Genomic DNA, 14,888 nt, shown 5'->3' with positions numbered 1-14,888 from the left:
AGCCGGAGACGTGGCACAACAAGCAGCAGAACTGACATTAGTGATCACCAACCCGACGGAAACCGGTGGTGGCGCCAGCATTGAACATAGCTTCGGAACCCGTGGCGGTTCCATCGGCACCGCGGCCAGCGACAGCTGGCAGCTTTCGCCTCACCGTACCGGCGCTGTCGCCGGCCATGCCGAGGTGCGTTACCTGGACGGTGGCTTCTGCCTGATTGATCGCAGTGGCCGGACCTACATCAACAGCAGCAGTCAGCCTGTGGGGCGGGGCCGTCGTGCCCGGCTGAGCCACGGCGACACCGTGACCATTGGCCGCTACCAGATACGGGCCGAGCTCTCCGGCGCACCGGCGGCTGTCGGTGAAACCGACCACGACGCACGCGAAGATCACGGCCTGGTGGATGCGCCCGAGAGTGGTTTACGGCATGCCGCCAACGAACAGAGCCGGCCTGAAGGTCGCGAGCCTCTGGAGGGCTTGCAGCCGGCAGCCGGCGATCCGGTCAGCTGTGATCCGCTGGCGCCCTGGCAGCAAAAACCGGCGCGCCCGGACGAGGAGGCTCCCGAGCTGCTGGCCAGCGACCAGGCCTGGTTTGCCCGTTCGGCTGAGGTTAGCGATGAGTACCGGGAGAACCGGGATGTGGCCATGGGCCTGCCGGTCACCCCACAACGCGAGCATAAGGAACGACAGGGAATGTCCGAAACGACACGAAACATGCAGGAGGTCAGCCGCCAGCACATCAGTGGTGCACCACTGCTCCGGGGGCTGGATGCGGATATTGATTTTGCCGACAGCGACGAAATGCGGCTGTTTCTGGAGGAAGCCGGCCAGACCCTGAAGGCAACGGTGGAAGGATTACTGGCGCTGCATCAGGGCGAAGACAGCCGTCACCAGGCGCTGCGCACCCGCTTGCAGCCCATTGAGGACAACCCGCTGCGGCTGGCCAACGACTATCCGGACACCATTCAGACCCTGTTTGCCGCCCAGCGCAGCCCGGTGCATCTGTCGGCCCCCGCCGCTGTCCGTGAGAGTCTGGAAAGCCTGAATCACCACCAGCAGGCCACCCGGGAAGCCATTCGCGAGGCGCTGGAAGCCATTCTGCACGCCTTCTCACCGGAAGCCTTGTTGCGCCGGTTTCACGGCTATCGCCGTGGTTTGCAGGACAACGAAGACGAGGGCCGCTGGGCCTGGGATATGTACCAACACTATTACCGTGAACTGAAATCCAGTCGTCAGCAGGGTTTCGAACGCCTGTTCCAGGAAGTGTTCGACCAGGCTTACGACCAACACTTGCGCCAATTACAGAGGGAGAAACTGTTGTGAAGTACTGCAAATGGAGCTTGCTGGTTGTTGCTTTGATTCTGGCGGGGTGTAGCACCCCCTACAACGCGGTGACAAAGACCGCCAAGGTGCTTTGGGATCCCGATATTCCCGTGGGTTACCCGGAAGATCTGCCCAGCCGGGTGGATCTGACCATGCTGGCGGAACCGAACGTGAACCCGAATGAATCCCTGGCACCCACCCCCATTGCGTTTCAGGTGATTGAACTGCGGGACAGCTCGCTGCTGATGGCCGGCGATTTCGACCAGCTGTTGAACGACCTGGAGGACTCTCTGGGCCAGAACTACGTGGACCATAGCGATTACAGCCTCGTGCCCGGCCAGTTCAAATTTGTCGAGCCGTTTGAGGTCAGTACCGATACCCGCTACATCGCTGTGATTGCCTTTTACGCCTACCCGAACCTGTCCCAGTGGAAAAAAGTGGTGAAGGTCGACCCGATTGGCGGACGGTATCACCTGCTGGTGAACCTGCGCGAACGTGAAGTGCAACTCAGACGGTCGGATGAAAGCTAATGGCAGTCACGAATCGAGTGGTCTGGAGTGATGGGCTGTTCATCAAACCCCAGCACTTCCAGCAACAGCAACGCTATCTGGAACACCAGATTAACGAGCGGGCTCTGGCCGTCTCGGACTACCTGTTCGGGTTCAGTGATCTGGAGCTCAATGCCGAATACCTGAGCTTTGGTCGGGTCGGACTGGTGCGGGCCTCCGGACTGTTTCCGGACGGAACGCGGTTCAACCTGCCTCAGGACGATGTGATGCCGGAGCCGCTGGAGATCACCGATGCCTCGGTGGCCAATCAGGTGGTCTATCTGGCTTTACCTCTGGGCAGCGATAGCCTGGCCGAAGTCGAATGGCCGGAAGCGCCCGTGGCCGGCCGGTTCCAGGCGCAGCCGGTGGAAGTGCGAGATCTGCATTCCATCGACGGCGATGCTCACACCATCGACGTGGGGCGGGTGGCTCCGCGCCTGATGCTGGAGCGGGAAGATCGCAGTGCCTATGCGGCACTGGCCATTGGCCGGATTCTGGAAAAACGTCCCGATGGCAGCCTGGTGATGGACCCGAACTTCCTGCCGACCATGCTCAGTGTGCGCTCGGCGCCAAGGCTTCAGCGCTTTGTCGGCGAAATGGCGGGTTTGATGCAGGAACGGGCCCGCAACATTGCCGAACGGGTGGGCGCGCCCGGTCAGGGTGGTGTCGCCGATGTGTCGGATTTCATGCTGCTGCAGATGCTGAACCGGGCTCACCCGCGTTTCATGCACCTGGCACGGCTGCGTCAGCTGCACCCGGAGCGTTTGTACGAAGCGCTTCTGGAGCTGTGCGGCGAGCTGGTCACCTTTACCGATGAAAGCCGTTTGCCAAGGGAATTCACCCCTTACGACCACGATCTGCCGGAAGGCTGTTTCAGCCCACTGATGCAGATTCTGCGGCAGGCGTTGAGCACGGTCCTGGAACCCCGGGCGCTGTCGATTGCCCTGCAGCAGCGCCAGTACGGACTCACCGTCGCGCCGGTTCAGGATGGCCAGTTGATGAACGACGCCGAGTTCATTCTGGCGGTCAAAGCCGACATGCCACTGGACGACCTGCGCAAACAGTTTGTTCAACAATGCAAGGTGGCCTCTGTGGAGAAGATTCGGGATCTCATCAGCCTCCAGCTGCCGGGCATCCCACTGTCGGCACTTCCGGTGGCCCCGCGTCAGTTGCCCTACCACGCCGGCTTTGTGTATTTCCGATTGGACGATCAAAGCCAGGCCTGGCAGATGCTGGACAACGCCAGTGGATTTGCCTTCCACGTGGCGGGCAGCTTCCCGGGGCTGGAGATGCAATTCTGGGCAATCAGGAGCTAAATCATGGCAGATGCACCGGTAATGGACAGACCAGACAACACCAGGGATTCGGGTGATCGTGCATTCAGCGACCTTTTGTTTGCCGATAGCGGCACCGGACAGTCGCCGGTTGAATCCGATGACAGCAGCTTCCAGCTTCGTGGCCTGGAAGACAACCGGCTGATTGACGCCGCCACCCCGCTGCTGGGACTGGTTATTCGGGTGCGGCGACTGGCGGATTTCCGCGAGGTGGAAACCCTGTACCAGCAGGTAGTGGACGAAGTCGCCGCCGTTGACCGGGAACTGGTGGAGCAGGGCTATGAGCGCCCCACGGTGGTGGCCTACCGCTACGTGCTTTGCGCCTTCATCGACGAGGCTGTGCTGGGTACCGACTGGGGCGCCCACAGCGTCTGGTCTCAGCATTCGCTGCTCAGCCGATTCCATAACGAAACCTGGGGTGGCGAAAAGGTATTTGCCATCCTGGCCCGCATGGAAAAAGAGCCGACTCGTTACCGGGACATGCTCGAGTTCATCTATCTGTGCCTGTGTCTGGGTTTTGAGGGTCGCTACAAGGTCATGGAAAACGGGCGGGACGAATACGAACAGGTGGTTCGTGGCCTCTATGACCAGCTTCGCGAACTGCGTGGCGACCGCGACAACCGGCCGCTGGCCGATGCCACGGAAAACCTGATGCCGGCCCGCAACCGACTGCGCAGCGGCCTGCCCTTGTGGGGTATTGGTGGTCTGTTTGTGGCGGCCATGGCCGGGATCTATTCGCTCTATAACATGGCGCTGAACGAACGCATCAGGGATGTGCTCAGCGTTCTGGAACAACTACCGAAATAAGGACATCACTGTGATTCGGGTAGAACTGCCGGCGCTGATCGGGCGCCTCAACGACATTTCACGCCAGGCTCTGGAAGCCTCCGCGGCCCTGTGCATCAGCCGTCAGGGCGCCGAGATTACCCCGGCGCACCTGCTGTTCAAACTGCTGGAAACGCCCTTCTCCGATGTGCGCCAGATTCTGGAACACACCGGCATCAACCACCAGCAACTGCAACCCGTGGTGGGTGACAGCCTGAACGGCGAACCTCAGACCGCCGAACCGTATCCGTCGTTCTCGCCGCTGCTGGTAGAATTGATGCAGGACGCCTGGCTGCTGGCCTCGACCGAACTCGGCCATACCGAACTGCGTTCCGGCGCGGTGTTCCTGGCCCTGCTGATGAACGCCGACCGCTACTTGATGCCCCGGGTGGCGCAGCCGCTGGTGGACATCAACCGGGAACAGCTGCGCAAGCAGTTTGATCGGGTAACCGAGGGTTCCGTGGAGCGTCCGCAGCTGTTGGAAAGCGGTGGTGCCAGGCCAGCGGTTGAAGCCGATATGGACCCACTCAAACGTTACGCCACCGACTTCACCAAGCTGGCCCGGGAAGACAAACTGGACCCCGTGGTGTGTCGCGATGCCGAGATCGATCAGATGATCGATATCCTCTGCCGTCGCCGCAAGAACAACCCCATCGTGGTGGGCGACGCTGGCGTGGGCAAAAGCGCCGTGGTGGAGGGCCTGGCCCTGCGCATCGTCAACGGCGACGTGCCGGACCGCCTGAAGAACGTCGAACTCTGGACCCTGGACATGGGTGCCCTGCAGGCTGGTGCCTCGGTGAAGGGCGAGTTTGAAAAACGCCTGAAGGGCGTAATTGAAGCCGTAAAAGGTTCGGCGACCCCGATCATCCTGTTCATCGACGAAGCTCACACCCTGATCGGTGCGGGTAACAGCGAAGGTGGCTCCGACGCTGCCAACCTGCTGAAGCCAGCCCTGGCCCGTGGCGAACTGCGCACCATTGCTGCCACGACCTGGCGCGAGTACAAGAAATACTTCGAAAAAGACCCGGCGCTCAGCCGCCGGTTCCAACCGGTGGCCCTGGACGAGCCAACGCCGGGCGAAGCAGTCCACATCCTCCGTGGCCTGCGCTCGGTCTACGAAAAAGCCCATCAGGTCCTGATCGCCGACAGCGCCCTCAAAGCCGCCGCAGAAATGTCCGCCCGTTACCTGGCCGGTCGCCAGCTGCCGGACAAGGCCATCGATGTTCTCGATACCGCCTGCGCCCGGGTCAGCCTGAACCTGAGTACACCGCCACGCCGTCTCAGCCATGTGCGCAGTGAACTGCACCAGCTGGCCATGGAACAGGAGCTTCTGAGCCGGGAACACACGCTTGGCCAGAACGTGGATGCCGAGCGCGAACAGGCCCTCGAGCAGACAATTGCTGACCTGACCGCCGAATCTGAAGCACTGGAACAAAGCTGGGACGACCAGCGGAAACTGGTTGCCCGACTGGTCGAGATCCGTGAACAGCTGTTGGCGGAGGATGTCGAGGGCGAAACCGCCGATGACGCTGCTGTTGAGATGGCCGAGAGCGATCACGAAGAACGCCCGGACCTGAAAAGCGAAGCCTCCGCCATCGAACAGGAACTGGCCGAACTCCAGGCCGACGAACCGTTGGTACACGCCCGGGTGGACGCCCGTCAGGTAGCCGAAGTCATCGCTGACTGGACCGGCATCCCGGTTAATCGCATGACCACCGACGAGCTGGAAAAAATCACCCATCTGCCTGCGTACCTGCAGGCCCATATCAAAGGCCAGGACACGGCCATCGACTGCCTGCACCAGCACCTGCTCACCGCCCGCGCCGACTTGCGCCGCCCGGGTCGCCCCATGGGTGCCTTCCTGCTGGTGGGCCCCAGTGGTGTGGGTAAAACTGAAACCGTGGTACAACTGGCTGAACTGCTCTACGGCGGCCGCCAGTTCCTCACCACCATCAACATGTCCGAATACCAGGAGAAACACGCTGTCTCCCGCCTGATCGGCTCGCCCCCAGGCTACGTCGGATTCGGAGAAGGCGGCATCCTCACCGAAGCCATCCGCCAGAAGCCTTATTCCGTGGTGCTGCTCGACGAAGTCGAAAAAGCCCACCCGGAAGTGCTTAACCTGTTCTACCAGGCTTTCGACAAAGGCGAACTGGCCGACGGTGAAGGCCGGTTGATCGACTGCAAGAACGTGGTCTTCTTCCTGACCTCCAACCTCGGCTTCCAGACCATCGTCAACCACGCCGAAGAGCCGGAGAAGATCGAAGAAGCCCTGTACCCGGAACTGGCCAACTTCTTCAAGCCGGCGTTGCTCGCGCGGATGGAAGTGGTGCCCTACCTGCCGCTGGGTGAAGACACTCTCAACCGCATCGTCGGCGACAAACTCCAGCGCCTGGCTGACCAGATTCAAACTCGTTACCACACCGAGGTGGAACTGGAAGACGGTCTGGTCGAAGCCATTCGCAGCCGCGCCACCAGAAGTGAAAACGGCGCGCGGATGCTGGAGTCGATCATCGAAGGCGAACTGCTGCCACCGGTGTCGTTGGCGCTGCTGGAAAAACTGGCGGCCAGGGAGCCAGTGACGAAGGTGACGCTTGGGGTTACTGAAAACAAGTTCACGGGCACAGTCGCCTGACTTTCGGGCTGACTGAATCGTAGCGCACCGTGGGGGATAGCTTTCCAAAACCCTGCGGAGCCATGGGTGAAGGGCGAAAGCCCTTCACGGGTTGGCCAGGGATGGCCAAGACAGGACCCTCACTGCGACGCAGGAGCAGTAAGCAGTGAGGGGCTGAGCGGAGCTTACAGGGATGTATTCACAGCGTGTTTTGGAAAGCTATCCCCCACGGTGTGCGGGCGGCGATCTCCATGAAGAAGGAACGATATCAATGGGACGGATGCAGAAGGAACTGCACACCGGCATCGATCTGGCGGTGGCACTGATCAAACAGGACACATTGCCAGCGCTGTTGAACACCGCCACCCGCCAACTCGAAAGCGCCTTCGGGCTCAGCAAGTGCTGGGCGCTGGAACTCGACCTCAGCGGCCGGACCCTGCACTGCAGCAAACTGGACGAAGCGGGCGAGTTTGATTGTAACGACTTCAGCCACCCCTTTGCCCACGTGCTGCAGACAGGCCAGCCGCGGGAACTCACCCGTGCTGCCAGCTATCGCCTGGATCATGCCGGCTTCCAGACGCTCCTGGAACTTAGTGGCCGCCCAAGAAGCTTCTGGCTGGAGCCATTAAAGGGCGAAGATGGCCGCACCCTCGGCATGCTCGTGTTGTGCGGCGACCATCCTGACTGGCAGGGCATCGTTACGCAGCCACTGTACAGCGGCCTGAAGCAACTGCTGGTGCATCAATGGATCAGCCAGCTGCAAACCCGTGACCAGGTGTGGCAACGGCGGCTGCTCAAGCGCTCCCTGGACCACCTGCACGATGCCGAAAGCCTGCGCCAGCGCTGCAGCCAGTTAGCCTATACCCTGGTTGGCAATTCCGAAGCCATGACCCACCTCCGGGCCCAGGTGGTGCGAGCGGCTGGCAGCCAGCTGTCTGTGCTGATTCAGGGCGAAACCGGTTGTGGCAAAGATGTAGTGGCCCGGGGCATCCACGATATGTCCGACCGTGCCAGTGGGCCTCTGGTGGTGGTCAACTGTGCCGCCATCCCGGACACCTTGCTGGAGAGTGAACTGTTTGGTCACACCAAGGGTGCCTTCTCCGGTGCCGACCAGGCCAAAGAAGGCCTGCTGGCCCAGGCCAACGGCGGCACCCTGTTTCTGGATGAGATTGGCGATATGCCCATGGCACTGCAATCCAAATTGTTGCGGGTGCTGGAAAGCCGACAGTTCCGGCCATTGGGCGCCAGGGAAGAGCAACATTCGGATTTCCGCCTGGTGGCGGCCACCCATCAGCCGCTTCAGGAGGGCATTGAGGATGGCCGGTTCAGGCGTGACCTGTTCTACCGCCTCAGCCAGTTTCCCCTGCGCGTTCTGCCACTGCGGGAACGCAGTGAAGATCTGGAAGCGCTCAGCCGTCACTTCATCCGGCTCTACACCGAGCGCGAGGGCAGTGGCCCGCTGGGCATCAGCAGCCATGCCCTGAGTGCGCTGGCCGACTACCACTTCCCGGGCAATGTCCGGGAACTGCGCAACATCATCGAACTGGCCTGTCTGCAGACCCCGGCCGGTGACGACATTCAGCCGGAAGTCCTGCGCCTGGATGATCTGTTTGCCGACTCCCCGGAGTCGACCATGGCCTTCGTGGAAGCCAAAACCATCCCGGGCGTACCTCCGGCCGATGATATCCGAGACCTGAAAGCCGCCGCCCAGGCCTTTGAGGCCGCCATCATCCGCGAACGTCTGCGCCAGTATGGCGGCAATCGCGCCCAGGCCGCGGAAAGCCTGGGCCTGCCAAAACGCACACTGGCCCATAAATGTCTGAAGTATCAGGTAACCGACGTATGACCCTGAAAGACCTGCACCGATTGCCCTTGATGGTCCTGTTGCTGGTGAGTACCAGCAGTTGGGCCGATACCCGCCTGGCGGAAGCCCGGGCCTGCACTGAACAACCGAACCGGCTGGAACGTCTGGCCTGTTTTGATGAGGTGTTCGGTACGCCGTTGGCGCAGTACGAGGCCGGCCAGCATCCGGCATTGGTGAACCAGTCGGAGCGCTGGCGCCGGGTGTTTGCACAGGCCAGCGGGAACGATGCCGGCGGGGTGGTCTATCGCGACACCGGCAGCGCGGCGGGTCATCTGGTGACGGTGACCGCGCTCGGGGTAAAACCTCCACGCCCGGTGCTGTCGCTGCAGTGCCACAACAACATCACCGAGCTGGCCATCATGCTGCCGGAGCCACTGGATCGCGAGCGAGTGGACGTAACTCTGGGGCCCCATCGGGCACACTGGCGGGTTCGGGATGAAGGTTTGGTGGTCAGCGCCGGTCGCGGCCTGCCCGCTATCCGCACCGTACTGGATGTGGTCAACCAGCCGGATGTGCGCCTGCAGGCGGGGGTTCGGGAGCTTGATGGCCTGCTGTTTGACCTCAACGGCTTTGCTGAGGCGATCAAGCCTTTGCGCCAGGCCTGTGGCTGGTAAGGAGTGATGGCATGCAGGTGATTGAACAGCATCCTTATGTGGATCAGGTACTGAACCCGATCCCGGGTGACACCGGGGTAGGCGAAAGCCTGGCTGAAGACAGCACGCTGGAGTTTCTCGAAGACGAGATCATGAAAGTGGGCTCGCTGGCCCACAACGACATCGACTGGCACAAGGTTGAAAGCGAAGCACTGAAACTGCTGGCGGATCGCAGCAAGGACATCAAGGTTCTGGGTTGTGTCATGCTCAGCCTGCAACGTGGCGGCGATGGTGAACGGTTTGCCTTGTCGCTGTACCTGCTGCATCGGGTGCTGGACGACTGGTGGGAAAACGCGTGGCCCTATCCCGGTGCCAAGGGGCAGCGGGCTCGCAAGATGCTGTTTACGCAGATGCTGCAGCGGGCCCTTAAAGCGGTTGAGAGCCTGAACTTTGATGCCAGCGTAGGAGATGGTCGTCAGTTCTGTCTGGATCTGGTTGAGAAACTGGATACCCAGGCCAAAGACCGGGATTTACCTGACGACGCCCTGTTCGACCTGAAGCGGGCCGTGGAAAAGCTGCCCAAGCCGGACCAGGCCACCGCGCCCCGGACGGCGTCTGAAAACACCCCGACAAACAAACAGGAGAGCACGGCCAGCTCATCGCCCTCCAGCTCGGCCAGTTCCAACACTACGGCCGCGTCGCTGGGCAATCTGACACTGGACCCGAGTAACGAGCGTGCGACCCGGCAGAGTCTGCTCAAGGTCGCCGAGCTGCTGACCAGCAGCGAACCGGACAACGCCCTGGGCTACCGGATGCGTCGGTATGCCATCTGGCAGAGTATCACCAGCCTGCCGCCAACCCGGGATGGCAAGCGCACAGATCTGGCAGCCGTCAGCGCAGACCGGGTGGCCGAGTACAAGGAAGCTCTGGAGAAAACACCGGACCTGGAACTGTGGCAGCGCATTGAACAAAGCCTGTCGGTCAGCCCGTTCTGGCTCGATGGCCACTGGCTCAGCGCCCGGGCGGCCATGGCCCTTGGCAATACCGATTGCGCGGAGGCCATCCGGGAAGCCCTGAAAGCGTTTGTCGACCGCCTGCCGCAACTGGCCGAGCTCACCTTCAACGATGGCACACCGTTTCTCAGTGACGATGGTGCTGATTGGTTGCACACAGCCCCCGCGGCTGGCAAAGGAACGGGCGCAGGTGCCAACCCCTGGGAGCAGGCATTCGACGGTGCGCTTGAGCTGGTGCGGCAGAACAAACTGGCGCCGGCCATGGAACTGCTGGAGCAGGGTCTGGCCGATGCCCGGGAGCCGCGCGAGCGCTTCTACTGGCGCCTGGCCACGGCCCGGCTGCTCAAGGAAACCGGCCTGAAAGCCCTGGCCGCCGAACAGATTCAGGATCTGAAAAACCAGATCCAGGGGCGGGTTCTCGATGACTGGGAACCGGCTCTTATAAAACAACTGGAACGACTGGCGTAACGCCCGCAAGACGCAACGAACGCAGGAATGGAAACCATGTGGAGAAAAGCATTACTCATTGGTCGTTGGCTTCTGCCCTACATCCGCAGCGCCGCCCCCGTCACCCTGGCTCTGGGGGTGATCGCCCTGCTGGTAGCCACCTGGTGGCTGGGGCCACGCCTGGAAATCAACGGCGACTACCCGTTGATGGCCTGGCAGATGCGTGCTCTGGTCACCCTCGGTGTGGTCCTGATGGTGGTGATGGTCTGGGGCACCATGCTGGCCCGTCGCCTGGGCAAAGTGAACAAAGCCAAGGCCGAGGAGCAGCGGGAGCAGGAAGACCCGATTCTGCCCATGGAGCGTCGCCAACAGCGGCTGCTGGACCGCCAGCTGCAGGCGTTGAAAAGCAATCTGCCGGGTCGCAAGGGCCTGTACCGTCTACCCTGGTATCTGGTGATGGGCCTGGAAGATGCCGGCAAGACCAGCCTGATTCAGCGTGCCGGGCAAACCTATACCCTGACCAACGTCACCCGTAACAACCGTGGCGACCGTAACCCGTTCAGTTTTGACTGGTGGATTGGCGACAACGGTGTCCTGATCGACCCGGATGGCGAACTGTTGAGCCAGAACCAGGGTGAGGGCGCCACCGGCGAAATCCAGAGCCGGCTGTGGAACCACTTTATCGCCTGGCTGGAACGCAGCCGGCCCCAGCGGCCACTCAATGGCGTTATCCTGGCTGTGGATCTTGCGCGCCTGAGCGCCGCTAACGAACAACAGCGTGAAGCCCACGCCATTCTGCTGCGCACCCGCCTGCGGGAGCTGATGGAACAGCTTGGGTCCCGGCTGCCGGTGTATGTAACCTTCACCAAGATGGATCTGATGTACGGATTTGCGCCGTTTGTCCGTACTCTCAGCAAGGCGGAGAAGGACAAGGCCCTGGGGTTCACCTTCAGGCTGGACGGCCAGCAGGATCAGGACCAGTGGCTGGAACAGTTTGCCGAGCGTTACGCCGATATGGTGGATGAGCTCACCGAACGCCTGCCGGACGTGCTGGCCAACACCCGTGATAACGAAGAACGGGCGGCGGCTTATTCGTTCACCCGCCAGTTGGCGGGCCTGAAGCCGGCCATGGAGCAGTTCCTGACGGATTTGCTGTCGGCGGATGCCTTCTCCACACCGGCACTGGTACGCGGCACCTACTTCACCTCGGTGTTGCAGGAAGGTGTGCCCGAGGACGCCTTTGTCTCCGCTGCTGCCCGGAACTACCAGATGTCCGACCCGATTCAGCCGGCCCAGCGTGGTGGCCAGTCTGCGAGCCTGTTCACCAAGGGGCTGTTCCCCGAAATCATCTATCCGGAGGCGGGCCTGGCCGGGGATAACCGGCGGGTGGTGCGCCAGCGTCATCGTCGGGTGGCCGTTGCCGCCGTGGTGGCTCTGGCCGCCGGTGCGGGCATGACGGCGGGCTGGCAGCACTATTTTCTCCAGAATGCCGAAGCGGCCGCCCAGGTGGAAAACCGAGTGAAAAGCTATCTGAACGACTGGCAGCCGGTTGGCTATGAGCCGGACACCACCGGCCGTAATCTGCTGCAACCGCTGGATGAGCTGCGGGATGCCACTCTGGCCTTCGGCGATTACCGCAAGGAGTGGCCGCTGGTGACCGATATGGGGCTGTACCAGGGGCACAAGGTGGGCCCGGAAGTGGATAAGGCCTACCTGAACATGTTGGCCTATCAATACCTGCCTGCGCTGATGTTTGGTGTGATGGAGGAAATGGGCCAGGCCCCGGATAACAGCACTGAGCGGCTCGAACACCTGCGCGTGCTGCGGATGCTTTACGATGCCAGCGGCCGCCGTACCGACATCGTGTCCGGTTACATGCGTGAATACTGGCAGGCCCGTTTCCCCGGCCAGCGCGATGTGCAGAATCGCCTGTATGGGCACCTGCAATACGCCATGGCCCACACCGACCTGTCGGACCTGGCAGCCAACGGCGACCCAACCGCCACTATGGCTCTGGCGCCCTTCCGCAGCAGTGTTGAATGGGCACAGCACGAGCTTGGTCGTATCAGCACCTCAGACCGCGTATACCGCGAGCTGGAGAATGAGGCCAGCCGTGATTTCCCGACCCCACTGGAACTGGCCCGCAGCTCCGGCCCGGCGTTCTCGACCGTGTTCACTCGCCTGGACAGTTACGGCGAGCCGCTTGCCGAGGATGTGCCGTCTGCTGAGGATCCACTCTCGATCCCGGCGTTGTTGACCCGGGAGGGCCTTGAAAAATGGTTCCTGCGGGAATCCGGATCGGTCACTGAACTGGCCTTGATTGACGCCTGGGTGCTGGGCCGAAGGGATGATGTCGATTTCAGCAAGGCCGATGAAGCCGAACTGCTGGCCAGCCTGCAAACGCTGTACGCCGAACACTATGCCGAGGCCTGGCGCACAGCGCTGAGCCGGCTGGATATCCATCGGTTTGAGGATCTCAACCACGGCGTTCGTATTCTCGACAGCCTGACCAGCGGCCATCAGCCACTGGCCCGATTGCTGGCGCAGGTGCGGGAAAACACTCGCCTGATTCCGGTAGGTGAAGGCGAAGCGGAAGCCGCACGCAAGTTGCTTGAGCAATCTCCCCATTACCGCATGCTGCAGGACATAGAGCGCCAGTTCAGCGATCTGAACCAGCTTACCCGCAAGCAGGGTGAGGAGCCGTCTGGGCTGGAGGAAGTCATGCTGGTGGTGGGTGAGCTGCATGAATACATACGAAACATCCAGGAATCCCCGGATACCGGCAAAGCCGCCCTCAGTGCCGCTCGTGCCCGCATGGGCCTGCAGGGCGCCGACCCTATCTTCACCCTGCAGCGCATGGCCGGCCATCAGCCGGAACCCCTCAACCGGATACTGAACCGCCTGGCCACCGAAAGCTGGCGGGTGGTTCTGGACAGTGCGGTAGCCCAGTTGGAGCGTGACTGGTATCGCGAAGTTTATCAGCCATTCCAGCAGAACCTGGCCCGGCATTATCCGTTTACCCAGGGGGCAGGGCGTGATGCCGCGCTTCAGGACTTCGAGCGCTTCTTCGCGCCGGACGGTATTCTGGAAACCTTCTACAACGACAACCTGAAGCTGTTCCTGGAAGACCATCCGGAACATGTGGGTGATGCTCGCCGGGCCAGCCTGGTGCGCCGGGACGTGGTTGCTGCGCTTGATCGCGCCCGGCAGATTCGCCAGGCGTTCTTCACCCGTAGCGGTACGCTGGATGTGGAATTCGCGCTGGAACCCCTGAACCTCAGCAACAATAAACGTCGCTCGGTGGTGAACATCGATGGCCAGCTGGTGGAGTTCTCCCATGGTCCCAGCCAGAGCATTCCGCTGGTATGGCCGAACACCCTGCGGGACACCGTAGAGAGCCGGGTAACGCTGGTGCCGATTCAGGTTAACCGCTCGCCCCGGAGCATTTCCGAGAGCGGTCCCTGGGCACTGTTCCGGTTGCTGGGTAAAGCGGACATCACCGGTGTCAGCAGCAATGCGGTGGACGTGAAGTTCACGGTGGATGACGGGGAAATGCGTTATCGCCTGCACGCGGCCAGCAATACCAACCCGTTCACAGAGCAATTGCTCTCAGGGTACCGCATACCCCGCAGCTTGTATTAAACTGTGTTCCGTCGCCCGGGTATGTGTGCCCGGGTTGGCGGGAGCCGGCACCCGGATGGCGCAGGCTGAAAACGGATACATTCAATCTTCAGGGATCGAAGTCATGCCCCAGGCAAGCGGATTGCAGTTCACCGCCCGTGTAGGCGAATTCCCCTCGGACCACTTTGTCGTTGTCGGCTTCGCGCTGACCGAACAGCTGTCTGATCTGTTCCATGGCCGGTTGCAGCTGGCCAGCACCGACCCGGATGTGGCCGCCGCCGATGTACTGGAACAGCCGGTAGACCTGGTGGTGTGGCAGGATGGCCAGCCCCTGCGCCGGTTCACCGGCGTGGTGAACGAATTTATGCGGGGCGACACCGGCCACCGCCGCACCCGCTACGAAGTGGTCATCCAGCCGCCCTTGTGGCGCCTGGGCCTGATGCACAACAGCCGCATCTTCCAGACCCAGACCACCGACGCCATCGTGCGCACCCTGCTCGAAGAGCGGGGCATTGTGGACTCCATCTTCGACTTCAAACGCCCACCGGAAGAACGGGAATATTGCGTCCAGCACCGGGAAACCGACCTGCAGTTCCTGGAACGCCTGGCCGCCGAAGAAGGCTGGCACTACCGCTACCAGCACGGCAGCGTGGATGGCGAAGAACAACCAGCGTTAATTCTCGCTGACCACCACGGCGACGCCCCGAA

Annotated in this window: 10 protein-coding genes; all 10 read left to right on the top strand. The window is 61.8% G+C overall.

The window, feature by feature from the left end; genetic code table 11:
- Positions 1 to 10: 10 nt before the first annotated feature.
- On the top strand, positions 11 to 1,321 hold the full coding sequence (tagH, locus tag C7436_RS11475) for a type VI secretion system-associated FHA domain protein TagH (RefSeq protein WP_121207930.1): 1,311 nt from the start codon (positions 11 to 13) through the stop codon (positions 1,319 to 1,321).
- Complete coding sequence (gene tssJ / locus C7436_RS11470) at positions 1,318 to 1,851, top strand: type VI secretion system lipoprotein TssJ (RefSeq protein ID WP_011787131.1); 534 nt, start codon at positions 1,318 to 1,320, stop codon at positions 1,849 to 1,851. Before tagH ends, tssJ begins: the two co-directional genes overlap by 4 nt.
- Positions 1,851 to 3,185 carry a type VI secretion system baseplate subunit TssK gene (tssK, locus tag C7436_RS11465; protein WP_014422964.1) on the top strand — a complete coding sequence of 445 codons (1,335 nt, stop codon included), beginning with the start codon at positions 1,851 to 1,853 and terminating at the stop codon, positions 3,183 to 3,185. The genes tssJ and tssK overlap by 1 nt, the downstream gene beginning before the upstream one ends.
- A gap of 3 nt (positions 3,186 to 3,188) precedes the next feature.
- Positions 3,189 to 4,010, top strand: a complete 822-nt coding sequence (gene icmH / locus C7436_RS11460) for a type IVB secretion system protein IcmH/DotU (protein WP_121207929.1) — start codon at positions 3,189 to 3,191, stop codon at positions 4,008 to 4,010.
- Positions 3,976 to 6,663, top strand: coding sequence for a type VI secretion system ATPase TssH (tssH, locus tag C7436_RS11455; RefSeq protein WP_121207928.1), 2,688 nt, complete (start codon positions 3,976 to 3,978; stop codon positions 6,661 to 6,663). The genes icmH and tssH overlap by 35 nt, the downstream gene beginning before the upstream one ends.
- Before the next feature lie 259 nt (positions 6,664 to 6,922).
- Positions 6,923 to 8,488: a sigma-54 interaction domain-containing protein gene (locus C7436_RS11450; protein ID WP_023008681.1), complete on the top strand. Its 1,566-nt coding sequence runs from the start codon at positions 6,923 to 6,925 to the stop codon at positions 8,486 to 8,488.
- Positions 8,485 to 9,120, top strand: a complete 636-nt coding sequence (gene vasI / locus C7436_RS11445; RefSeq protein WP_022991308.1) for a type VI secretion system-associated protein VasI — start codon at positions 8,485 to 8,487, stop codon at positions 9,118 to 9,120. Before C7436_RS11450 ends, vasI begins: the two co-directional genes overlap by 4 nt.
- Before the next feature lie 11 nt (positions 9,121 to 9,131).
- Positions 9,132 to 10,580: a type VI secretion system protein TssA gene (tssA, locus tag C7436_RS11440; RefSeq protein ID WP_121207927.1), complete on the top strand. Its 1,449-nt coding sequence runs from the start codon at positions 9,132 to 9,134 to the stop codon at positions 10,578 to 10,580.
- Between the two features lie 27 nt (positions 10,581 to 10,607).
- Positions 10,608 to 14,201 carry a type VI secretion system membrane subunit TssM gene (tssM, locus tag C7436_RS11435; RefSeq protein WP_121207926.1) on the top strand — a complete coding sequence of 1,198 codons (3,594 nt, stop codon included), beginning with the start codon at positions 10,608 to 10,610 and terminating at the stop codon, positions 14,199 to 14,201.
- A gap of 103 nt (positions 14,202 to 14,304) precedes the next feature.
- On the top strand, positions 14,305 to 14,888 hold a 584-nt coding region (locus C7436_RS11430), incomplete at its 3' end, for a type VI secretion system Vgr family protein (RefSeq protein ID WP_121207925.1).

The sequence above is a fragment of the Marinobacter nauticus genome, from assembly GCF_003634635.1.
Taxonomy (GTDB): domain Bacteria; phylum Pseudomonadota; class Gammaproteobacteria; order Pseudomonadales; family Oleiphilaceae; genus Marinobacter; species Marinobacter nauticus.
The sequence above is the reverse complement of the archived record's forward strand: the minus strand, read 5'-3'. Positions and strand labels throughout refer to the sequence as shown.